Origin of the sequence: Micromonospora sp. NPDC023966 (assembly GCF_040639095.1) — a bacterium.
In the GTDB taxonomy this organism is placed as follows: Bacteria; Actinomycetota; Actinomycetes; order Mycobacteriales; family Micromonosporaceae; genus Micromonospora.
Genome location: NZ_JBEZZJ010000031.1, coordinates 28,379 through 50,161, shown reverse-complemented (window position 1 = coordinate 50,161; position 21,783 = coordinate 28,379). Strand labels below are relative to the sequence as shown.

Genomic DNA, 21,783 nt, shown 5'->3' with positions numbered 1-21,783 from the left:
GCGGCCTCACGCGGTATCGGCGCACGCCGGCCAGCGTGTGTGGCCGGCGGAACGGATTCGTAGGCGGTGGCCGGGTTCAGCGGGGCGGTCGGCGGGTGAGGTGGTCGTAGACGGCCAGGTAGTCGGTGACCATCCGGTCCGCGCCGAAGCGCTGCCCGGCCCGGGCCCGGCAGCCGGCCCGGTCCAGCCCGGCAGCCCGGGTGACGGCGTCGACGGCCTGCTCGACGGTCTGCACGAGAAATCCCGTCACCCCTTCGTCGACGACCTCCGGCATGGATCCTCGCGCGTACGCGACGACCGGCGTGCCGCAGACCATCGACTCCACCACCGACAGCCCGAACGGCTCGTCGAAGGCGATCGGGTGCAGCAGGGCGGTGCTCGCGCCCAGCACCTCCGCACGCCGTCGAGGGCCGACCGATCCGAGGAAGACGACCTGGTCGCCGTCGATGTGGGGGGCCACCTGTTCGGCGAAGTACCTCTCGTCCTGCACGATGCCGCAGATGGTCAGGGTCCGGCCGGCGAGGCGGGCGATCTCGATGGCGGTGTGGATGCCTTTGTCGGGGTGGATCCGGCCGAAGGCGGCCAGTCCGGGGCCGGCGTCGCGGGTGAACGGCAGTCCGGTGAGGTCGACACCGTGGTGCACCGTGGCGACGTAGTCGAGGTCGGCGCTCCGATCGGCGTCGGAGATCGACACGTAGTTCGAGCGGGCCCGGGCGTACGCGGGGAGGATCCCCGCGCCGGAGAAGCCGTGCACGGTGGTGAGCAGCGGAGCGCGGCAGTGTTCGGCGAAGGCGAGTGGCAGCCAGTCGAGGTGGCTGTGCACCAGGTCGAACTGCCCGGAGCGGGCCATCGCGTGCGACACGTGCATCGCCTCCCACACCCGGCCGTCCAGGTCCGGATCGTCTGCGTATCCCCGGGGGCAGACGCCGTCGAGGGCGGCGGAGGTAACGGAGTCCAGCGTCGCGAAGAGGGTCACGTCCACGCCACGGGTGACCAGTCCCTCGGCGAGCAGCCCGGTTACCTGCTCCCAGGGACCGTAGTGGTGTGGGGGTGTCCGCCAGGCGACCGGACCGAGCAGGGCCACCCTCACGGGGACGGCGCGTCGGCGAGGTCGGCCGGATCGAGACGCAGGGTTGCGAGCAGCCCGACGTGCCTGTCGGGGTTCACCCGCTCCGGCAGTTCCCGCTCGACCCAGTCGGCCCTGGTCTGCTGGCCGCGCTCGCGCAGCGCCGCAACGATCCTGTACCTGGCGATCTTCATCGTCTGCCCCCTTTGAGAAGCCGTTCCGGATGGTCATGGTCACGGGTGGCGGTGTGGAGGCCCTGGCCGAATCCCATCACCGGGGTGCCGAGGCGCGGCGGGCGGTCGACCTGTCGCCGTGACCGGCGAATAGTGCGGCACGTACCTGCGATCCCCAGGGCCAGCCGGCGTGGCCAGCATCGCAGCGGTGGGACCCCGTCGATCCGGACCGCCCCAGGCTACGCCGGTCCGGGCCCCGCCATGCCGGGCGCCACTGACGTGGACACCCGGGAAGCGGTCAGCGGTCGGCAAACGTCGTGATGAGCACCAGCGGCAGAAGCAGGACGGTCACCAGGAGGAACACCCGCAGGCGGAGCGCGCGGACGTCGAGGGACCGCCTGACCCGTACCCCGAATGTCGAGGGGGCGGATGTCCCGCTGACCGGCGGCGAGGGCCCGGCAGCGGCGATTGAACGAACGGCCATGCAATTTCTCCTGGTGATCTCGACGGCTCGGCCCGGGTGTCTGAGCGGTCCCGGCCGACGACTGGTCAGCGGAGCATCCCGGCTCTCAGCTGGGCCAGCGAGCGCTTCAGCAGCCGGGAGACGTGCATCTGGGACAGCCCGACCCGGGTGGCGATCTGCGCCTGGGTCAGGTCGCCGTAGAACCGCATGATCAGGACCCGACGTTCCCGTGGGGGAAGTGCCGCGAGGAGCGGTCGGAGGGTGAGGTGGTCGTCCACGGCTGCGTATCCCGGATCGGCGGCGCCGACGAGCGCGAGGTACCCGATGCCGTCGGCCCGGGGCCGTGGCTCGTTCAGCGACGGCAGGCGATAGACGTCGAGGGCGGCGACCGCGGCCATGAGTTGGGCGACGGTCACCTCCAGGTCATCGGCGAGTTCTCGATCCGTCGGTTGGCGACCGCGTTGCTGCGCCAGCCTGCCACGGGCCTCGGACACCTGTGCACCCAGTTCCTGGACCGCGCGCGGGACCCGGATCGCCCAGGCCGAGTCGCGGAAGTGCTTCCGGATGCCGCCGAGGATGGTCGGGACGGCGTAACTGACGAACGGCACGCCCCGATTGCTGTCGTATCCGTCGACGGCCTTGATCAGGCCGAGCGCGCCAACCTGCGCCAGGTCTTCGTGGGACTCCCCCCTACCGGTGTACCGGCGGGCCAGTCGACCCGCCATCGGCAGGTTCGCCTCGATGACCCGGGTCCGCAGCCGTGCGCGGTCGGGATCTTCGACGTTCAGGGCTGCGCGTCGACGCAACAGTTGTTCGCTGTCCCCCGTGGCCGGGCTCAGCGTCGGAGGGGACGAATCGGCCGTGGGTGTCACGGTGGAGGTGACCATTGTTTCCACGCCCCTAACGGGCTGGTGGCGGCGAGACTGGCGGCCACCGGGGACCCGGGCGACACCGTCACCGTACGCCTTCATCTCCCCGACCGCACCCTGGCCGCCGCGCTCTGGGAAGCCGACTCGGCTGTCGAGCCGGCCGTCAGCCGAGCCGGTCGGCGACCGGCCCCGGTGCGAGCTGCTCGGAGCCGTCGACGATCGCCTGGGCCAGTTCGGACAGTCGCTGGTTGCGGCTGCGGGCGCCGTCGCGCAGTAGCGCGAAGGCCTGACCAATGTCCACCTGGAGGCGTTCGGCCAGGACTCCCTTGGCCTGCTCGATCAGGACCCGGCTGTTCAGGGCGGTCTGCAGCTGTTCGGTGAGGATGTCGCGCCGGTGGATGGCGCGGTGTTGCAGCAGTCCGATGGTGGCCACGTCGGCGAGCGCCTGACCGATACGGAGCTTGTCCTCGTCGAGGGGGCCCGGCCGGACGTCGAAGAGGTTCAGCGCGCCGATGACCTCGGAGCGCAGGCGCATGGGCAGGGCGTGCACCGCGGCGAAGCCGACCTCGGCTGCGGCGGCGGTGAACCTCGGCCATCGGGCAGTGGTCAGGGTCAGGTCGGCGACCGACACCGGTTGCCCGGTATGGAAGCAATCGAGGCAGGGCCCCTGGTCGGTCTGGAGCTGGAACAACTCCAGCAGTCGGGTGCGTTCGGAGGAAGCGGCGACCACCTGCAGCGTGTCCCGCTGGTCGGTCAGGAGCAGCCCGGCCGCCGACACACCCAGCAGCTCGACACACCTCTCGGTCAGCATGTGCAGGAACTCGATCACGTCGAAGTCGTCGACGAGAGTGTCGGCCATCTCCACGAAAACGTCGGCCAGCGGGGTCTCGGCCATGTCAGTCACCTCGTCAATCAGTGGTTCCGCCGGTCGCCCGACGGGATGGTCCGTAACGCGCCGCCCTGGCGCCGATCCGTTGTTCACCCATGTCGGTCACCAGGTGTCCCGGCCGGTTCGAGACGCAGGCGCCGGGCGACGACGTCAGCTGCCACGTCCCGGAGACGCCGGTCCTGGGAGTACGCGTAGGCGCGTAATCGCATGAGCGCCACCGCCGCGGTCACTCCCAACTGCACCGTGATCATGCCGGTCGCCTGGTGCACCTCGGGGTGTTGCAGGCCGGTCCGCTCGGGCCACTGATCGTCCCGGTCCACCCCGTGGCGCGTCGCGTCGTCCAGCAGCACCGCGCATGCCGTGTCCGCCAGGACCAGTGCGTCGGCCAGTTGCTCCGCCCTGAGGTCACCGGCGCGGGCCCGGTAGAGGTCCAGGGCACCGAGGCGGATCCCGCCCACCCGTAGTGGCAACGCGAACACCGCACCGGCCCCGGCGAGCACCGCGGCCGGCGCGAACACCGGCCAGCGGTTCCGGCACTCCGGCACGGTCAGATCGGCGACCAGGACAGGTCCACCGGTGGTCGCGTCCACGCACGGCCCCTCACCGAGGGTCAGGGTCAGGTCTTCCAGCTCCGACGCGGTCCGGTCCGTGGCGTACACCAGTTCGCGCGGCGTGGCGTCGAGGATCACCGCGACGGCGGCGGAGTCGACGCCCGCGACCGACACCGCCGCCGCGCAGACGTGATCGAGCGCGACGGCGCCACCCCGGGCGGCATCGACGAGAACAGCCCACAGCCGCAGCCGACGATCGGCGGTCATCGGATCGCCGCGCTCCGGTTTGTCCTTGCCCACTGCTGGCTCCGACCCGGATCAGTCGAACGGACGCGCTGCCGTGCGGCGCCGAGGTCCCGGGCGACGGTCACACCGTACTCCCGCGTGACGCTGCCGCGCGACCGGCGGCCCACCGGACCGCGACGGCTCCGGCGGCTGACGAGCCGGTCGCGGAAGCGTACGCTTGCAGTGTCGCTCGGGACCCCGGTGGCTGACAGTTCGCCGCTGGCGGACGCACCCCACCGATCGAGGTCACCGTGTTGACCACCCGCCGCACCGCAGCCACCGGTCAGGTCGCCGGATCTCCATCGCTTTCCTGGCCAGGCACCTCCCTCGCACCGGCACGTCGGACCGCGACAGTCCGTCGCAGGCCCGCCATCATCCAGGCGCGCCAGCGCACCACGGCGTCCAGGCGCGCCAGATCTTCATCGGAAGGCGGCGGTTCGTGATGACCGCACCCCGGAACAGTCATGCTCGATTCTTCCCACTAAACGGCCGCAGCAGCACCGATGCTTCTCGTGCGATGCCCCGGCGGCCGGCGGTGAAGCGCTCACGGGTCGGAGGCGTGTGGGTCGCTGCCGTGGTGTTCGCGTTCGTGCTCCTGCTGCTCCTGATCTTCGTACTGCAGAACGGGAAACGTGCCGAGGTGTCGTTCCTCGGCGCACACGGCACCCTGCCGATGGGGGTGGCGCTGCTGCTGGCCGCGGTCTTCGGGGTCCTGCTCGTCGCCCTTCCCGGCACCGCCCGGATCGTTCAGCTGAGGATGCTCGACCGCCGTCCCGTCACGCAGCCGGGCGGCCCGCCCGGGCCCGGCCCGACTCCCCCGTCGACGACCGGCATCGCTGACGTCCCGCTGCCGCCCCGACCACCCCGTGAGGACGGATGAGCCATGTCCGTCACCACGCGACGAGCCGCCACGACCCCCGCGTCGGCGCCGTCCGCGCCTCGGCTCGTCCTCGCCCCTACCCGGGATCGGACGGTCCTGGACGGCGGGTGGTGGCCGCGGTCCTGGGACCCGGCCGCCGAACTCTCCGGCCTCGTCCTCGCCCTGTCCGAACGCCATGATCGGATCCGGCATCTCATGCTCAACATCCACACCTGGGAAAGCCGTCCCCGCCGGTTGACCGTCGGACCGGACGTGGTCCGGATCGGCTGGTTCGACACCCTCGACCCCGCCCTGCTGGTCGCCACCACCGGCCGCGACGTCCAGGTCGACCTGCTGGTGGTGCCGCCCGCCACGCCACGGGCGGCAGCTGAGTGGGCGATGGCGACCGCAGCCGACCCGACCAACCTCAGGCGCGCGCCCGACATTCTGGCCAGCGCACCGGTTGGGCCCCGGGCCGCGGCGGCGACCGGCTCCGACGCGTACGCGGTGTGGGACAACGAAGGTGGCAGCACCGCTCCGATCGGCCGCCGCCCCGTCAATGACCTCTTCACAACCCCTCCCCGGACCGGAGTGCCCTCGTGAACGCTCTGCAGACAGTCATCGTGATCGCGATCGTGGCGATCGGCGTCATCGGTCTCGGCACCGCCGCCCAAGCGGTGCGGGTCGTGCAGCAGTACGAGCGCGGTGTGGTCTTCCGCTTCGGTCGGGTGCGCGACGGTAGCCGTGGCCCGGGCCTCACCCTCATCGTCCCCGGGGTCGACCGGCTGGTGAAGGTCAACCTCCAGATCACCACCATGAGCGTGCCCGCTCAGGACGGCATCACCCGCGACAACGTCTCCGTACGCGTCGACGCGGTCGTGTACTTCCGCGTCGTCGACCCGGTCAAGGCGCTGGTGAACGTGCAGAACTACCTGTACGCCGTCTCCCAGGTCGCACAGACCTCGCTGCGCGCGGTGATCGGCCGCGCCGACCTCGACGAGCTGCTCTCCGACCGGGACAAGCTCAACGCCGAACTCACCGGCATCATCGACACACCCACCGAGGGTCCGTGGGGTGTCAAGGTCGAACGCGTCGAGGTCAAGGACGTCGCTCTGCCAGAATCGATGAAACGCTCCATGTCACGTCAGGCCGAGGCCGAGCGCGAACGCCGCGCCCGGGTCATCGCCGCCGACGGTGAATACCAGGCCGCCGAGAAGCTCGCCCGGGCCGCCGCCACCATGGCCGCCGACCCCGCCGCCCTGCAACTGCGACTGCTGCAGACGGTGGTGGAGGTCGCCGCGGAGAAGAACAGCACCCTCGTCATGCCGTTCCCCGTCGAACTGCTGCGGTTCCTCGACCACGCGACGCCCGCGCCGCGCGCGCCGGCGCCAGTCGTCGCGCCGCATCCCCGGGCAGCGGAGACAGCGACGATGCCGGATGTCCGGCGGATCCTCCCCGAATCCGAGCCCACGACGGCAGCGGTGCCAATGGGCTGACCGACAAGAACGGCTGCTCGGCCCGGTGACCGCGTCGCTCACCGGGCCGGGGCCCGTCGGCAGACGGTCATCCGGTAGTGGGTGGAACTGACGTGCCGAGCAGTACCGGCGGCTCGCCCTCCAGCGCGGCGATCAGTTCGCGACCGACGAACTCGTCGTATCCGGCGCCGAAGGGCGAGGTGCGGCCATCGATCTCGCGAAGCCGTTCCGCAGCCCGGCGAACGGCGATGGCCGTCACCCACGCGAGACCATCGACCTGACCGGCGGCGCACCTAGGCGCAAGCTGCCACACCTCGACGAACACCGCCCGGGTCACCGCGACGGCGACCGACGGGCGGCCCACAACCTCACACACCTGGATGAAGACAACGCGGACGAGACGGCGGTAGAGGCGACCGAAGGCACCCCGGTCACGGTCGGCGACCCGCTTGACGAGGTCGTTCACGGATTCTGGACCGGGGACGACGTAGACAGGGGTAACAGGCATCCGATGCTCCTGGTGGTGTGCCTGCGGCTGGGACACCACCAGGGACCAGGGCGGCCGTTACGCCCCATCCTACGCCATCGCGCCGGTCATTCCCTGCGGCGACGGGCGATGGATGCCGGCCGCAGGCGGGGCCCTTCTCCGGCCGATCGGGCGTATGGTCGAGTTGTCGCTCCGGTCCCCGTGGCAGTCAACCGCCCCGACAGATAGAGCACCGTTCTGGGGAACCGACGGTCTCCCGTGGTGACCATGAGGTGTCCGATCTCGGCCGCTGCCCTATGAGGAGCCTCGTCCTACCCGCGGGTCAGCCGCCGGGACAGCGCCTCGCCGGCCTCGGCCAACCAGGTCGTCGGGTCGTTCAGGGCCGCGTCGACCGAGCCGGCAAGCTCCACCAGGGACACCGCCGCCGACACCGACCCGGGGACGGGCCCGGAGATCTGGCCGGCGACCACCCCGACGGGAACGGCGGCGGCGCCCGCGGCATCCAGCAGCGAACCGACCACCTTGCCGGACAGCGAGGTCTCGTCGAACCGCCCCTCGCCGGTGAGCACCACGTCCGCGCCGGCGAGCGCATCGCCCAACCCGACCAGCGCTGCGATCGTCGCCGCGCCCGGGGTGATCCGCGCGCCCCACAGCGCCGCGAGACCGTACGCCGTGCCGCCGGCCGCGCCGGCACCGGGTTGGTCCGGCGCGCCGCCGGCCAGCGCGGCGAACCGGCCCAGCGCCCCGTCGAGCAGCGCCACCTCGGCCCGGCCGGCGCCCTTCTGTGGTCCGTAGGTGGCGGCGGCCCCGGCCGGGCCGGTCAGCGGCGCGGTCACGTCGACCAGCAGTTGCACGCCGCCGGGCGGCGGGGGGAGCAGGTAGGTGGAGTCGAGATGGGCCACGTCGGCCAGCGCCGCACCGCCCAGCGGCAGGTCTTGGCCGAGGTTGTCCTGCAGCCGCAGACCGAGGGCGCGCAGCGCGCCGGCGCCGCCGTCGGTGGAGGCGGAGCCGCCGAGGCCGATCACGAGGCGGGTGGCCCCGGCGTTCAAGGCGGCCCGCGCTACCACGCCGAGCCCGTACGTGTGCGCGCCGAGCGGGTCCGGGGCGGCCAGCAGCGGCAGGCCGCTGGACTGGGCCAGCTCCAGCACGGCGGTCCGGTCCGGCAGCAGCAGCCAGGCGGCGGTGACGGGCCGGCCGTCCGGTCCCGGCACGACCGTCGTCCGGCGTTCCGCGTCGGGCAGTGCGGCGGCGAAGGCGTCGACCGTGCCTTCGCCGCCGTCCGCGAGGGGAATCAGCCGTACGTCGTCGCCGGGCCGGTGGGCCAGCCAGCCGCCGGCCAGGGCCCGGGCCGCGTCGTCGGCGGTGACGGAGCCTTTGAACGAGTCGGGTGCGACGACGACCCGCATCAGTCGGCGAGGACGAGCTGCAGGTAGCGGTCCTTCATGGTGGCGAGGACCTCGTCGGGGTCGGTCGCCCACACCTCGGCGTTGAAGATCTCCACCTCGGTGTCGCCGGTGTAGCCGGCCTCCTCGACCGCCCGCCGCAACGGCGGGAAGTCGATGTGCCCGTCGCCCATCATGCCCCGGCCGAGCAGCACGTCGGCCGGGAGCGGGGTGAGGAAGTCACAGACCTGGAAGCTGGCGATGCGGTCACCGGCGCGGGCGATCTGCCGCCACACGTCCGGGTCCCACCAGATGTGGAAGGTGTCCACGACGACCCCCACCTGCGCCACCGGGAACGGTTCGGCCAGGTCGAGCGCCTGCCCCAGGGTGGACAGCACCGCCCGGTCCGCGCAGTACATCGGGTGCAGCGGCTCCAGGGCCAGCCGGACGCCCCGCTCGCCCGCGTACGGGGCCAGCTCGGCGAGGGCGTCGGCCACCCGCTGCCGGGCGCCGATCAGGTCGCGGGAGCCGGGCGGCAGGCCGCCGACGACCATGACCAGGCAGTCCGTGCCCAGGCCGGCGGCCTCGTCGATGGCGCGCCGGTTGTCCGCCAGCGCGGCGCGGCCGGCCTCGCCACCGGCGGTGAGGAAACCACCCCGGCACAGCGACGACACCCGCAGACCCGCGTCGGCGACGAGCTTCGCGGCGGTCGCCACCCCGATCTCGGCGACCGGCTCACGCCACAGCCCGATAGCCGGGATGCCGGCGCGGACGCAGCCCTCGACGGCCTCCCGCACCGACCAGGACTCGGTGGTGCGCTGGTTGAGCGACAGCTTCGCCAGCCGAGGGTCGACCTGGGCGCTCACGGTGCTTCCCTCCGTTCGCGACTGCGGGGTTCGCAGACCCGGCTCACTCCTCGCGCTCACGCGCTCACCCCGGCTACGGACAGGTAGCGCCGCATCCGGGCGGCGGCCAGGTCCGGGTCGAGCAGCAGCCCGGCGGCGTCGGCGAGCCGGAACACCTCCACCAGGTGCGGCACGCTGCGCCCGCTGTGCAGCCCGCCCACCATGGTGAAGCCGGGCTGGAAGCCGTTGAGCCAGGACAGGAACGCGATGCCGGTCTTGTAGTACTGCGTCGGCGGGGCGAAGACGTGCCGGGACAACGGCACGGTGGGGTCCAGGATCTCCCGGAAGCCCGCAGTGTCGCCGGCGTCGAGGCGTTGCAGTGCCGCCGACGCGGCCGGGGCGACGGCCGCGAACGCGCCGAGCAGCGCGTGGCTGAACCGTTGGCCGTCGCCGGCGATCAGTTGCGGGTAGTGGTAGTCGTCGCCGGTGTAGACCTTGACGGTGGGCGGCAGCAGCTCGCGCAGCCGCACCTCCCGCTCGGCGTCGAGCAGCGACACCTTCACCCCGTCGACCACGGCGGCGTGGGCCTGGATCAGCGAGACGAACGTCTTGGTGGCCTCGTCGAGGTCGGTCGACCCCCAGTAGCCCCCGAGGGCCGGGTCGAACATGTCGCCGAGCCAGTGCAGCACGACCGGCGCGGACGTCTCCCGCAGCACCTGCTCGTAGACGCGCAGGTAGTCGTCCGGCCCGGTGGCCAGCGCGACGAGCTGCCGGCTGGCCATCACCACGGCGGTCGCCCCGCACTCCTGCACGAAGGCGACCTGCTCGACGTACGCGCCGACCACGTCGTCCAGGGTGTCCGGCAGGCCGGTGAGCTGGTCGGTGGCCGCCCCGGCGACGATGCGCCCGCCGCAGGAGGCGGCTTCGGCGGCGCTGCGCCGGATCAGCTCCCGGGTGGCCGCCCAGTCCAGCCCCATGCCGCGCTGGGCGGTGTCCATCGCCTCGGCCACGCCGAGCCCCCAGGACCAGAGGTTGCGCCGCACGGCCAGGGTGGCGTCCCAGTCCAGCCGGGCGGGCCGGCCGGGCGCGTTGTCGGCGTGCGGGTCGGCGACCACGTGCGCCGCGGCGTACGCGATCCGGCTGGCCGGCGGTGTGGCCGGCCGCTGCCAGCCGGCCGGCTCGCGCAGGGTCAGCGCCTCGGCGCCGCCGTCCGGGCGCGGCAGAGTGATCCGGACGGTCACAGCCCGATCTCCTCGATCTCGATCCGCCGTCCCTCCCTGGCCGAACGCAGTCCGGCCTCGGCGAGCTGCACCCCCCGTACGCCGGCCAGGAAGTCCCACGGGAACGGCTCGCCGTCGACGACGTGCCGCAGGAACGCCTCCCACTGGACCTTGAACCCGTTGTCGAAGTCCTCGTTGTCGGGGACGGTCTGCCACTGGGCGCGGAAGTTCTCGGTGACCGGGAGGTCGGGGTTCCACACCGGCATCGGGGTGGCGCCGCGGTGCTGGATGCGGCACTCGCGCAGCCCGGCCACGGCGCTGCCGTGCGTGCCGTCGACCTGGAACTCGACCAGCTCGTCCCGGTACACCCGGACCGCCCACGAGGAGTTGATCTGGGCGGTGATGCCGCCGGCCAGCTCGAAGATGCCGTACGCGGCGTCGTCGGCGGTGGCCCGGTAGGTCTGGCCGGTCTCGTCCACCCGCTCGGGGATGTGCGTGGCGATGTGCGCGGTCACGGCGGTAACCGGGGCGAAGATCTGCTCCAGCACGTAGTGCCAGTGCGGGAACATGTCCACGGTGATGCCGCCGCCGTCCTCGGCGCGGTAGTTCCAGCTCGGCCGCTGCGCGTCCTGCCAGTCGCCCTCGAACACCCAGTAGCCGAACTCGCCGCGCACCGACAGGATCCGCCCGAAGAAGCCGCTGTCCACCAGCCGCTTGAGCTTGCGCAGGCCGGGCAGGAAGAGCTTGTCCTGCACGACACCGTTCTTGACGCCCCTGGCGGCGGCGAGCCGGGCCAGCTCCAGCGAGCCGGTCAGCCCCTCGGCGAGCGGCTTCTCGGTGTAGATGTGCTTGCCGGCCTCGATGGCCGCTCGGATGGCTTTCTCCCGCTGCGCGGTCACCTGCGCGTCGAAGTAGATCTGGTGGGAGTCGTCGGCGAGCGCGGCGTCCAGGTCGGTCGTGTACGACGTCAGCCCGTGCCGGGCGGCGATGTCGGCGAGCTTGGCCTCGTTGCGGCCGACCAGGGTCAGCTCGGGCCAGATGCGGCTGCCGTCGCGGGCGGGCAGGCCGCCCTGCTCGCGGATGGCGAGCAGGGATCGGACCAGGTGCTGCCGGTACCCCATCCGTCCGGTCACCCCGTTGAGGATGATCCCGATAGACGTGCGCTCCACGTGTGTGTCCTTCCAGTGGTTATTCGGCGGTCGTCGTCGCACCCAGGAGGTCCCGGATGCGTCCCGTGGCGCGGGCGAACTCCGGCGCCGACATGGTCTGGCCGTAGTCCCGCTCGACGGGAAGGTCGACATCGATGACCTCGGCGACGGTGCCGGGTCGAGGGGTCATGACGATCACCCGGTTGGCCAGGTAGACCGCCTCCGCGATGGAGTGGGTGACCAGCAGGACGGTGGTGCCGGTCTCCCGCCAGATCCGCCGCAGTTCGACGTTCATCTGCTCGCGGGTGAGGGCGTCGAGCGCCCCGAACGGTTCGTCCATGAGCAGCACCGGGGGGCGGTGCAGCAGCGCCCGGCACAGGGCCACGCGCTGCTGCATGCCACCGGAGAGCTCGTTCGGGTACGCGTCCTCGAAGCCGGTCAGCCCGGTCATGGCGATCAGCTCGTCGGCGCGCTGGCGTGCCTGCGCCTTCGGCATGCCCCGCATCTCGGCTTGGAGCAGGATGTTGCGCCGGGCCGTGCGCCACTCCAGCAGGGCGGCGCGCTGGAAGACGTACCCGATGTCGCGCCGCGGCCCCCGCACGTCCTCGCCGTGCAGGCGGACCTCGCCGGACGAGGGCCGCAGCAGGCCGGACACCAGCTTGAGCAGCGTGGACTTGCCGCAGCCGGAGGCGCCGACGATGGCGACGAACTCGCCCGGTTCGATCCGCAGCGAGACGTCGCGCAGCGCGGTGACGTCCTTCTTCTTGGTGCGGAAGCGGACCGCGACCTGGTCGATGTCGACCGCGGCGCCGGTCGCCGTGGCGTCCGCGGAACGCTGCGTGGTGGTGTTGCCGACCGTCATCGGTCTCATCCCTTCGGCGAGAAGCTCGCGTCCCAGTACTTCGACGGCGACTCCGCCTTGGTGATCACACCGGCGTCGGCGAAGACGGTGATGGTCTTCTGCCAGTCGGACTCGTCGTTGACGCCGGGAGCCTGGCCCTTGGTGGCGTCGGTGTGCAGCAGTTGGAGCGTGGCGTTGAACTGCTCGGTGAGCACCTTCTCCGACGGCAGCTGCTGGGACGCGCCCTGCATAGCCGCCACGGCGCCGGCGGGGTCCTTCTCGGCGGCGGCCCAGGCCTCGCTGCTGGCCGCGACCATCCGCTTGACCAGGTCCTGCTTGTTCTTGATGGTGTCGCCCGAGGCGAGCAGGCCGTTGCTGTAGAAGGTCAGGCCGTGCTCGGCGAACTTCAGGTAGGAGACCTGCTTGCCGGCCTTCTCCTGCATGGTCGGGCCCTGGTCGGTGGCGAAGCCGAGCAGCGCGTCGGTCTTGCCGGACATGACGGCGGCCATCTTGCCGGCCGGGTCGGTGTTCTGCAGGGTCACGTCGCTGGCGGCGAGACCGTTGGCCTTGAGGAACGCCGGGAAGGTCTTGCTCAGCGCGTCGCCGGCGGTGGAGGCGATGGTCTTGCCCTTGAGGTCGGCGGGGGAGGCGATGTTCTTGTCGCTGAAGAACTGCACCGACGACGGGGTGGTCTGGAGGAAGACGCCGACGCTCTTGACGTCCATGCCCTGGCCGACCCCGGAGAGCAGGGCCGGGGTGTCGGCCCAGCCGAAGTCTGTCTGCCCGGCTGCGGTGGCCTGGATCGTCTTCTGCGAGCCCTGCCCGGCCTGGATGGTCAGGTCGATGCCGTGCTTGGCGAAGATCTCCTGCTTCTTGCCGTAGTAGAACGGCGCGTGCTCGCCGTACGGGTACCAGTTGAGGGTCAGGGTCACCTTGTCCAGGCCCTGGGCGTTCTTCTCCTGCTTGTCGGAGGACGAGCCGCAGGCGGTGGCGGCCATAAGGAGCGCCGGCACGAGCGCGACGGCGAGAGTACGCAACTTCATCCGAGGGTTCTCCTGTTCACATCGTTGTGGTGGCGGCGTCGGTGCGGCGGCTGGCGTGCCAGGGCAGAACCAGGTACTCCAGCAGCTCGACGACGACGAAGAGGATCACGCCGAGCAGCGACATGATGATCAGCCCGGCGAACAGGGTCGGGGTGTCGAGGTTGCCGTTGGCCTGCAGGATCACGTAGCCGAGGCCCTCGTTGGCGCCGACGAACTCACCGACGACGGCGCCGGTGACGGCCATGGTGGCGGCGACCTTGAGGCCGGCGAACAGGTGCGGCAGGGCGGCGGGGAACCGGATCTTCCGGAACGTCTGGGCCGGGCCCGCGCCCATGGTCGCCGACAGTTGCAGCATCTCCGGGTCGATCGACTTCATGCCGGTGACGGTGGAGATGACGATCGGGAAGAAGGCCATCAGGACCGCGACGACGACCTTGGGCGAGAGCCCGAAGCCGAGCCACACGATGAACAGCGGCGCGATCGCGATCTTCGGGATGACCTGGGCGAACAGCAGCAGCGGGTAGAGGCTCTTCTCGACGGTGGGGGAGTAGACCATGACCACGGCGGCGAGCACGCCGACCACGATGGCGATCGCGAAGCCCAGCACCGTCTCGTAGGTGGTGATCCAGGTGTGGTGGAGGAAGTAGCCCGGCTGGGCGAGGACGACGTCCAGCGCCGTGCCGGGTGACGGGACCAGGTAGGGCTTCACCAGGTCCGCGGCGGTGACCACCCACCAGACGACCAGGATGGCCACGAGGACCGCGGCGGGGCGCCACGTGTTCCGGGCGAACCGGCGCAGGCCGGCGCCCGCCCCGCCCGCGCGGTGGGCGGCCGACGCGGTGACGCCGGCGGGAGCGGTGCGCTCCGCTTGCTCGATGGTGCTCTGCGCGGCCATGACCCTCCGTTCTCCCTGGCTGGCCGGCGGTTTCCGGGTACTCAGCCGTTGGGTAGGCGCGTGCCGTCGGCAGGGCCGGGCGACCCCGGCGAGGACGGGGAAGCGGCCCTGAATGCGCTTTCAGTAAGCGCTTTCAGGGTGCTACGGTAACCACGCCGAAATAAGCCGGTCAAGAACTTCCGCAGGGGGAAAACGATGCAGCCACGGGCGCACGTGACCTTGGAAGACGTGGCCAGAGCCGCCGACGTCTCGCTGGCCACCGCCTCCCGGGCGCTCAACGGCATGCGGGTCACCCCGCAACTGCGCGACCGGGTCCTCGCGGCCGCAGAGAAGCTGGCCTACACGCCGAACGCGCACGCTCGGGCCCTGGCCGGCGCCTCCCACCGCACCGTCGGCGTCATCTGCCACGACGTCACCGACCCCTACTTCGCCGCCGTCGCCGGCGGCGTCATGCGGGTGGCCGGGGACAACGACCTGCTGGTCATGCTGGCCAGCACCTTCCGCGACCCCGAACGGGAGATCGCGTACGTGTCGATGCTGCGCGCCGAACGTGCCCCGGCCATCCTGCTGATCGGCTCCGGCTTCGAGGACGCCCGCTGGGAGCGGGCGCTGGAGGCCGAGCTGAAGCCCTACCTGGACGGTGGTGGCCGGGTCGCGGTGGTCAGTCGGCACCGCAGCCTGAAGGTCGACAGCGTGCTGCCGGAGAACCGGGCCGGCGCCGGCGCCATGGCGCGTGCCCTGCTCGACCTCGGCCACCGCCGGTTCGCCGTGCTCTCCGGCCCGCGGGCGCTCACCACCGTCGCCGACCGGCTCGGCGGCTTCCGCGACGAGCTGGCCAAGGCCGGCGTGGCGCTGGACCCGGCCGACATCGTCGAGGGCCCCTTCACCCGCGACGGCGGGTACGGCGCGATGTCCGAGCTGCTGGCCCGGGGATCGGCGGCGACCTGCGTGTTCGCGCTGACCGACGTGATGGCCATCGGCGCGTGCGCGGCGCTGCGCGAACACGGCCTGTCCGTCCCGAACGACATCTCCGTCGCCGGCTTCGACGACATCCCGATCGTCCGTGACCTCACCCCGGCGCTGACCACGGTGGCCCTGCCGCTGCAGCGCCTCGGGGAGAAGGCGATGGAGCTGGCGCTGACCGAGAACAACGGACGAAGGCGCCGGCTCCTGCGGATGGGCGGCGAGGTCGTCCTGCGCGGCAGCACCGCGAAGGTGGGCTCGTGAACCCGCTCGCCGCCGGCCTGGCCGGCCTGACCATCGACGCGGTCGAGACGTACGCCGTCGCGCTGCCCACCATCCGCTCGTTCGGCGTCTCCGGCGGCTCGGTGGCCGTCGCCGGCACGCCCAGCATCCGGGTGCTCGTCAAGCTCACCGCCGACGGCATCGCCGGCTGGGGTGAGGCCACCCCCATCCCCGCCTGGACCTACGAGACCGCCGAGTCCATCGTCACCACCATCGACCGGTACCTCGCCCCGGCCATCCTCGGCCGCCCCGCCTGGGACCTCGACGGTGTCACCACCGCCTTCGACCGCGCGATCAACCGCGGCTTCACCATCGGTGCCCCCCTCGCGAAGTGCGCCGTCGACGTCGCCCTGCACGACCTGCTCGGCCGCGCGCTGGGCGTGTCCGTGGGCGTGCTCTGGGGGCAACGCCGCCGGGAAACCATCCAGCTCGGCTGGATCGTCTCCGGGCAGACGGCCGCGGAAGTGGCCGACGCGGTGGCCGAGGGCAGCGGCCTCGGGTACGAGGCGTTCAAGGTCAAGGTCGGCCTGCACAGCGAAGCCGAGGACGCCGCCGTGGTGCGGGCCGTCCGCGAGGCCGCGCCCGACGCCGCGCTGTGGGTCGACGCCAACCAGGGCTACACCGTCGACGGCGCGCTGCGCATGGCCCGCCGGCTCGCCGACCTCGACGTCACCGCCTTCGAACAGCCGCTACCGGCCAACGACGTCGCCGGGCAGCGCCGGCTACGGGAGACCTGCCCGATTCCGGTCGCGCTCGACGAGAGCCTGCGCCACCCGAGCGACCTGGCGACCTTCGTGAAGCTCAACGCGGTGGACGTGGCGATCGCCAAGGTGCAGCGCAGCGGCGGGCTCACGCTGTCGCGACGGCTCTGCGCCCTCGCCGAGGACGCCGGGGTGCGCCTGATGGGGTCGGGGCTCACCGACTCCGACCTCGGCCTGGCCGCGTCGCTGCACCTGTTCGCCGCGTACGGCATCGACACGCCGGTCGACCTCAACGGGCGGCAGTTCCTCACCTCCTCCTACGCCACCGGGGCGACCGTCGAGGTGAAGGACGGCGTCGCCCGGGTGCCGACCGGGCCGGGGCTCGGCGTCGAGGTGGACGAGTCGGTGGTGCGAGAACTCGCCGTGGACGTCCTGGCCCGGTAGTGGCGACGGGTCGACCGGCGATTGGCCGGCGCCGATTCCGGGTACAGCCGCGATGCCACGGCCCACGCCGCAGAACCTTTCGATGGAGACGCCATGACAGTCGATCTCCCCGCTCAGGCGGTCACCGCTGGAGCCGTACCCGAGGTATGTGCCCGTCACGGTCAGCCCGCGACCCGCCGGCGCAAGACGGTGTTCCGGTCCTACACGCCGAAGTGGGTCTACGTTCTGCTTCTGTTCGGAGTGCTGCCGTTCGCCATCGTCGCCGCCGTACTGCAGAAGCGCGTCAAGGCGCCGACCTGGCCCTTCTGCGCCGACTGCGGCAGGTTGCGCACCCGCCGCCTGTTCATCGGCGTCGGCCTGGTGGTGCTCGCGGTCGTCGGCGCGGTAGCGCTGTCCGCCCTGATGGCGCCTAACGACTCGACCGCCGGCTCGATCGTGCTGGTTTTCGTGCTGCTGCTCATCGCGGGGCTCGGCGTGGCCAGCACCGCCGCCAACGGCCCGATCGCCTCTGGATACGTGTCCAACGACGGCAGCACGGTGCACGTCCGCCGCGCGCACGACCGCTTCGCCGAGCAGGTCGCGGCCCTGCAGCCGGGCCCCGTGCCGCAGCCCCACCAGGCCTACCCGCCCTACCCGCAGGCCGGACCGCCGCAGTATCCGCCGTACCCTCCCGCGGCGCCGCAGTACGGGCCCGCCACCCAGGCCTGGCCCGGCCAGGCGCAGGGCGATCAGCCGCGGTAGCGATCGGGTGGTGGGCAAGTCTGGCACTCAACGGCGGGGTTCGGCTCAGGGCTTCGACCAGAACGGGTCCCGGCCGATGAAAGCCAGCAGTTTGGTCTGGGCATCCGCGTCCTCGGGCACCGCCACTCGCGGGCCGTACTGGCCGGAGGAGCGGATGACCTCCTCCATCTGCTCCATCCCACCGAGGAGTAGAGCGCAGAACTCCGGGTCCAGCGTGTCGTCCTGGCCGGTGGCCCTGGAGAGATCCCAGGTGTGCATGAACACGTCGGTGGTGTAGAACCGGTCGATCGCGGACGCCAGCGGCAGGCTGCCGATGTGCGGGTTGGTGAGGTGTCGGTGCGCTGTCTCCGGATCGTCCAGCACCGCCTGCACGGCATCGCAGTGAATCTGCCAGGCGGCGACCGGGTCTTCGTTCAGGGATGGCCCCTGGGGCAGTTCGATGCCGGCGCCGGAGGCGAGAAATCCTGGGAACCATTCGGTCAGGTGACGTACCACGTCGCGGGCGGTCCAGCCGGCGACCGGGGATGGCACGTCCCACGATCGGGTGCCCCGGACCCGGCCGGTGAACAGCCCGGCAACCTGGCGGTGCCGCTCGGCCGGGCGGTCAGACAGCGCCATCGATGATCATCCGCTCGACCTTCGCGTAACCCTCGTTGACACCGACCTCCATGCCGCTGCGCAGCCACGCGTCGCGGCCTTCGAAGCTGTCGACCAGGGACTGCGTCCGCAGCCGCGTACGGCCGTCGCCCAGGTCCTCGAACGACAACGTCTCCAGCGCGACTCCGTCGGGCTCGCCCTCGAACGTGAAGGTCTGCACGATGCGGTCCGGCCGTACCTCGTGGAAGCAGCCGCGGAACCAGTACTCCGTGCCGTCGTGCACCGAGACGTACCGCCAGCTGCCGCCGGTAGACGCGTCCCAGTGCTCGATCCGGGTGGCCATCGCGTCGGGACCCACCCACCGGGCGAACAACACGGGATCGGTGTGGGCGCGGAACAGCTGCTCGGGCGTTGCCGCAAAGTCACGACTCATCCGGATGACCGGCAGCCTCGGATCGGCTTCGATTGCTGTCTCCGTGATTCTGTCCATCGTCGTCTCCCTTCAACTCCGCCAAAACGGCGTCAAGGCGGCGATAGCGCTGCTCGACGCGGCTCCGGTGGCGCTCGATCCAGGTGTCCATCAGGTCGAAGGCCTGGACCTCCAGGCGCACCGGCCGGGGCTGCGGTCCACCCGGTCGGCTGACCAGCCCGGCCTCCTCGAGCACCCGCAGGTGCTTGTAGACCGCCTGCAGCGTCATCCGGTACGGCTCGGCCAGCTGGCTTACGGTCGCGTCGCCCTCCGAAAGCCGGGCCACCATGTCGCGCCGGGTCGGATCCGCGAGGGCGGCGAAGGCCCGGGACAGCGTGTCTGTGGTCATCCGCCCTCCCTTTCAACCCGATGGTTTAAAGGACGGTAGGCAGCAGACGAACCATCCGTCAACCCTGTGGTTGAAAGTGCTCCTCGGGTTGCCCGCCCTCCATCGGTGGAGTAGGCAGTAGGTTCACCTATGTCGATCTGGGAGGCCAGATGAGACCTCGGGCCCTCGTCACCGCGACCATCGCCCTGGCCACGCTCGTGGCCGGGACCGCCGTTCCCGCCCAGGCGAAGCCGGCCGCGCCGCCGAAGGAGCCGGTGGCCGTCGGGTACGGGGGAGCGGTCTCCACCGTGGACGCCACCGCCACGGCCGTCGGCCTGGACGTCCTGCGGCGCGGTGGCAACGCGGTCGACGCGGCGGTCGCCGCCGCGGCGACCCTTGGCGTCACCGAACCCTTCTCGGCCGGCGTCGGCGGTGGGGGTTTCTTCGTCTTCTACGACGCGAAGAGCCGGCGGGTGCACACCATCGACGGCCGCGAGGCCGGACCAGCCTCGATGAGCGAGACCACCTTCATCGACCCGGCCACCGGAGGGCCGTACCGGTTCGACGAGGCCCGGATCAGCGGGCTGTCGGTCGGTGTCCCGGGCACCCTGCTCACCTGGCAGGACGCGCTGGACCGCTGGGGCACCCGGTCGCTCGCGCAGCTACTCACGCCCGCCGCGCGGGTCGCCGAGGACGGCTTCCCCGTCGACGAGACCTTCGCCGGTCAGATCGCCGGGAACCAGGCGGCGTTCGGCCAGTTCAGCTCGACCAGCGCGCTGTACCTGCCCGGCGGGCAGCCGCCGGCGGTCGGCAGCACCTTCCGCAACCCGGACCTCGCCGGGACGTACCGGCTGATTGCCAAGCGGGGCACGGACGTCTTCTACCGCGGCGAGGTCGGTCGCGATGTGGTCGCGACCGTGCAGCACCCGCCATTGGCGGCGCAGCCGGTCGGCTCGTGGCCGTACCCGATCCGCCCGGCCGGCATGACCGCCGCCGACCTGGCCGCATACCGCACCCGCTTCCCCGAGCCGACTCGGTCGGACTACCGCGGCCTCGAGGTGTACGGCATGCCCACCCCGTCCAGCGGTGGCACCGCCGTGGGGGAGGCGCTCAACATCCTCGAGCAGTTCGACCTGCGGTCCATGACCGCGACCCAGGCGATGCACCACTACCTGGAGGCCAGCGCGCTGTCGTTCGCCGACCGCAACCGGTACGTCGGCGACCACACTCAGCAGAACGTGCTCCGTGAGCTGCTCAGCGACGCGTACGCCAAGGAGCGGTCCTGCCTGATCGACCCGTCGGCGGCGCTGCCCAAGCCGGTCGCGCCCGGCGTCCCCGACGGCACCTACGGCGGCTGCTCGGCCGCGGCGGTCGCCGACGTCCGCGACGACCGCACCGGCACCACCAACCTGACCGTGGCCGACCGGTGGGGCAACGTTGTTGAATACACGCTGACCATCGAGGCGACCGGCGGCAACGGCATGGTCGTGCCCGGCCGGGGATTCCTGCTCAACAACGAGCTGACCGACTTCAACTTCGCGCCGACCCAGGGCGCCGCAACCGACCCGAACCTCCCGGGGCCGGGCAAGCGCCCGCGCAGCTCAATGTCACCCACGATCGTGCTCGCCGACGGCCGGCCGTTCCTGGCTGTCGGCTCGCCCGGCGGCGCGACGATCATCACCACCGTCCTGCAGATGCTGGTCAACCGGATCGACCGGGGTATGACGCTGCCGCAGGCCCTCGCCGCGCCGCGGGCGTCGCAGCGCAACGGCGCCAGCACCCAGGCGGAGCCGGCCTTCATCACCGGGTACGCCACCGGCCTCCCGCCGGGCCACGCGTTCTCGCCCACAGCGGAGATCGGTGCGGCGACCGGTATCGAGTTCCTGGCGGACGGCCGGCTGCTCGCCGCGGCCGAGCCCGTACGCCGGGGCGGCGGCGCGGCGGCCGTCGTCGGCCGTTGGGCGCGCGACTGACGACGGGGGACCGCGGCGACGGCTCCGGCCCAGCCTGAGCCGTCGCCGTGCTCCTCGCCGCAAAGGGCCGGCCGGCTGCGAAACGAACGCCGCACCCCATTCTCGAGAGCCGATGTCGGGACTGCCGGGTCGGCTCCGACTATCTCCTGACGGCGCCGGACGGTGGTGCCGACAGTGTGGCGGAGGTCAGCGATGGGCAAGGTCGTGCTGGACGTGTCGATGTCCCTGGACGGTTTCACGGCTGGGCCGAACGTCTGCGAGGCAGAGCCGATGGGGGATGGCGGCGAACGCCTACACGCATGGATGGCCGAGCAAGGGCCCGAGGGCGAGATCGACGCCGCGGTGCGCCGAGAAGTGGACGCGGCCGTCGGAGCGACGGTCATCGGGCGACGCACCTTCGATCTCGGCCTCGGACCGTGGGGCGGTACGCCATGGCCCGGCGTCCCCAGCTTCGTGGTGACCCACCGGGCGAGGCAGGACCTGCTCGGCAACAACGGCGGAACGTTTGCCTTCGACGGGATGCAGGCCGCGGTGCGGCGCGCCAAGCAGGCCGCTGGACACAAGGACGTCCTGGTGCTCGGGGCCGATGTCGCCCGCCAGTTGCTCAGGGCGAATCTGCTCGACGAGGTACGCATCCACCTGATTCCGCTCCTGCTGGGTGAGGGAACGCCACTGTTCGCCGGCGAGCAGGCCGAGCTGATCGCGGAAGGAAAGCCGGTCACTGGAAACGTGACCCACCTACGCTTCCGGGTCGCACGAGGCCCCGGCTGCCTGTCATAGGTGTGGCAGGCAGC

Annotated in this window: 25 protein-coding genes; 8 read left to right on the top strand and 17 right to left on the bottom strand. The window is 71.7% G+C overall.

Translation table 11 applies throughout. The annotated features are described in order from the left end of the window. Positions 1-76 precede the first annotated feature (76 nt). The 6 genes from AB0F68_RS28030 to AB0F68_RS28005 all read right to left on the bottom strand — a co-directional run bounded on the left by AB0F68_RS28030 (position 77) and on the right by AB0F68_RS28005 (position 4,311). Entirely contained in the window at positions 77-1,090 is a 1,014-nt protein-coding gene (locus AB0F68_RS28030; protein WP_357343579.1) for a glycosyltransferase family 4 protein, read from the bottom strand. After that, entirely contained in the window at positions 1,087-1,260 is a 174-nt protein-coding gene (locus AB0F68_RS28025; RefSeq protein ID WP_357343577.1) for a hypothetical protein, read from the bottom strand. Before AB0F68_RS28025 ends, AB0F68_RS28030 begins: the two co-directional genes overlap by 4 nt. 277 nt (positions 1,261-1,537) lie before the next feature. Continuing rightward, a complete protein-coding gene (locus tag AB0F68_RS28020) occupies positions 1,538-1,723 on the bottom strand; it encodes a hypothetical protein (RefSeq protein ID WP_357343575.1) in 186 nt (61 codons plus the stop codon). Positions 1,724-1,788: 65 nt separating this feature from the next. Next, a complete protein-coding gene (locus AB0F68_RS28015; protein WP_357343573.1) occupies positions 1,789-2,508 on the bottom strand; it encodes a SigB/SigF/SigG family RNA polymerase sigma factor in 720 nt (239 codons plus the stop codon). 226 nt (positions 2,509-2,734) lie between these two features. Further along, positions 2,735-3,466, bottom strand: a complete 732-nt coding sequence (locus tag AB0F68_RS28010; protein ID WP_357343571.1) for a GAF and ANTAR domain-containing protein — start codon at positions 3,464-3,466, stop codon at positions 2,735-2,737. A gap of 83 nt (positions 3,467-3,549) precedes the next feature. Beyond that, the gene (locus AB0F68_RS28005) at positions 3,550-4,311 is read right to left on the bottom strand and encodes a GAF and ANTAR domain-containing protein (protein ID WP_357343569.1); all 762 of its coding nucleotides are present in this window, start codon (positions 4,309-4,311) and stop codon (positions 3,550-3,552) included. Between the two features lie 544 nt (positions 4,312-4,855). Here AB0F68_RS28005 and AB0F68_RS28000 point away from each other — a divergent pair. Genes AB0F68_RS28000 through AB0F68_RS27990 form a run of 3 tightly spaced genes read left to right on the top strand, consistent with a single transcriptional unit; the run spans position 4,856 to position 6,651 of the window. Further along, on the top strand, positions 4,856-5,176 hold the full coding sequence (locus AB0F68_RS28000) for a LapA family protein (protein ID WP_357343568.1): 321 nt from the start codon (positions 4,856-4,858) through the stop codon (positions 5,174-5,176). Between the two features lie 3 nt (positions 5,177-5,179). After that, positions 5,180-5,758 (top strand): DUF5994 family protein, encoded by a 579-nt coding sequence (locus AB0F68_RS27995; RefSeq protein ID WP_357343566.1) that lies wholly within the window; start codon positions 5,180-5,182, stop codon positions 5,756-5,758. Between the two features lie 5 nt (positions 5,759-5,763). Then, positions 5,764-6,651 carry an SPFH domain-containing protein gene (locus AB0F68_RS27990; RefSeq protein WP_357343618.1) on the top strand — a complete coding sequence of 296 codons (888 nt, stop codon included), beginning with the start codon at positions 5,764-5,766 and terminating at the stop codon, positions 6,649-6,651. 67 nt (positions 6,652-6,718) lie between these two features. Here AB0F68_RS27990 and AB0F68_RS27985 read toward each other — a convergent pair whose 3' ends face one another. From AB0F68_RS27985 to AB0F68_RS27950, 8 genes are all read right to left on the bottom strand, one after another. Next, entirely contained in the window at positions 6,719-7,096 is a 378-nt protein-coding gene (locus tag AB0F68_RS27985) for a hypothetical protein (RefSeq protein ID WP_357343564.1), read from the bottom strand. A gap of 332 nt (positions 7,097-7,428) precedes the next feature. Next, on the bottom strand, positions 7,429-8,523 hold the full coding sequence (locus tag AB0F68_RS27980; protein ID WP_357343562.1) for a glycerate kinase: 1,095 nt from the start codon (positions 8,521-8,523) through the stop codon (positions 7,429-7,431). After that, on the bottom strand, positions 8,523-9,365 hold the full coding sequence (locus AB0F68_RS27975; RefSeq protein WP_357343560.1) for a sugar phosphate isomerase/epimerase family protein: 843 nt from the start codon (positions 9,363-9,365) through the stop codon (positions 8,523-8,525). Before AB0F68_RS27975 ends, AB0F68_RS27980 begins: the two co-directional genes overlap by 1 nt. A 56-nt stretch (positions 9,366-9,421) precedes the next feature. Next, positions 9,422-10,585 carry a dihydrodipicolinate synthase family protein gene (locus AB0F68_RS27970; protein ID WP_357343558.1) on the bottom strand — a complete coding sequence of 388 codons (1,164 nt, stop codon included), beginning with the start codon at positions 10,583-10,585 and terminating at the stop codon, positions 9,422-9,424. Beyond that, positions 10,582-11,733, bottom strand: coding sequence for a Gfo/Idh/MocA family oxidoreductase (locus AB0F68_RS27965; RefSeq protein ID WP_357343556.1), 1,152 nt, complete (start codon positions 11,731-11,733; stop codon positions 10,582-10,584). The genes AB0F68_RS27970 and AB0F68_RS27965 overlap by 4 nt, the downstream gene beginning before the upstream one ends. Positions 11,734-11,752: 19 nt before the next feature. Continuing rightward, the gene (locus AB0F68_RS27960; RefSeq protein WP_357343554.1) at positions 11,753-12,574 is read right to left on the bottom strand and encodes an ABC transporter ATP-binding protein; all 822 of its coding nucleotides are present in this window, start codon (positions 12,572-12,574) and stop codon (positions 11,753-11,755) included. A gap of 5 nt (positions 12,575-12,579) precedes the next feature. Then, positions 12,580-13,596, bottom strand: a complete 1,017-nt coding sequence (locus AB0F68_RS27955) for an ABC transporter substrate-binding protein (RefSeq protein WP_357343552.1) — start codon at positions 13,594-13,596, stop codon at positions 12,580-12,582. Between the two features lie 16 nt (positions 13,597-13,612). After that, complete coding sequence (locus tag AB0F68_RS27950) at positions 13,613-14,491, bottom strand: ABC transporter permease (protein ID WP_357343550.1); 879 nt, start codon at positions 14,489-14,491, stop codon at positions 13,613-13,615. Between the two features lie 228 nt (positions 14,492-14,719). Here AB0F68_RS27950 and AB0F68_RS27945 point away from each other — a divergent pair, with 228 nt between their 5' ends. The 3 genes from AB0F68_RS27945 to AB0F68_RS27935 all read left to right on the top strand — a co-directional run bounded on the left by AB0F68_RS27945 (position 14,720) and on the right by AB0F68_RS27935 (position 17,622). Continuing rightward, positions 14,720-15,718, top strand: coding sequence for a LacI family DNA-binding transcriptional regulator (locus AB0F68_RS27945; protein ID WP_357343547.1), 999 nt, complete (start codon positions 14,720-14,722; stop codon positions 15,716-15,718). Next, positions 15,715-16,881 (top strand): enolase C-terminal domain-like protein, encoded by a 1,167-nt coding sequence (locus AB0F68_RS27940; protein WP_357343545.1) that lies wholly within the window; start codon positions 15,715-15,717, stop codon positions 16,879-16,881. The genes AB0F68_RS27945 and AB0F68_RS27940 overlap by 4 nt, the downstream gene beginning before the upstream one ends. A gap of 93 nt (positions 16,882-16,974) precedes the next feature. Next, the gene (locus AB0F68_RS27935; protein WP_357343543.1) at positions 16,975-17,622 is read left to right on the top strand and encodes a hypothetical protein; all 648 of its coding nucleotides are present in this window, start codon (positions 16,975-16,977) and stop codon (positions 17,620-17,622) included. 45 nt (positions 17,623-17,667) lie between these two features. Here the strand turns inward: AB0F68_RS27935 and AB0F68_RS27930 are convergent, their stop codons facing one another. Genes AB0F68_RS27930 through AB0F68_RS27920 form a run of 3 tightly spaced genes read right to left on the bottom strand, consistent with a single transcriptional unit; the run spans position 17,668 to position 19,037 of the window. Then, positions 17,668-18,240 (bottom strand): TIGR03086 family metal-binding protein, encoded by a 573-nt coding sequence (locus AB0F68_RS27930; RefSeq protein WP_357343541.1) that lies wholly within the window; start codon positions 18,238-18,240, stop codon positions 17,668-17,670. After that, on the bottom strand, positions 18,227-18,652 hold the full coding sequence (locus AB0F68_RS27925; RefSeq protein ID WP_357343539.1) for an SRPBCC domain-containing protein: 426 nt from the start codon (positions 18,650-18,652) through the stop codon (positions 18,227-18,229). Before AB0F68_RS27925 ends, AB0F68_RS27930 begins: the two co-directional genes overlap by 14 nt. Then, entirely contained in the window at positions 18,642-19,037 is a 396-nt protein-coding gene (locus AB0F68_RS27920; RefSeq protein ID WP_357343537.1) for a metalloregulator ArsR/SmtB family transcription factor, read from the bottom strand. The genes AB0F68_RS27925 and AB0F68_RS27920 overlap by 11 nt, the downstream gene beginning before the upstream one ends. 149 nt (positions 19,038-19,186) lie before the next feature. On the opposite strand from AB0F68_RS27920, the gene ggt reads away from it, so the two are divergent. Together ggt and AB0F68_RS27910 are read left to right on the top strand one after the other, a co-directional pair. Next, entirely contained in the window at positions 19,187-20,989 is a 1,803-nt protein-coding gene (gene ggt, locus AB0F68_RS27915) for a gamma-glutamyltransferase (protein WP_357343535.1), read from the top strand. A gap of 192 nt (positions 20,990-21,181) precedes the next feature. After that, entirely contained in the window at positions 21,182-21,769 is a 588-nt protein-coding gene (locus AB0F68_RS27910; protein WP_357343533.1) for a dihydrofolate reductase family protein, read from the top strand. Positions 21,770-21,783 lie beyond the last annotated feature (14 nt).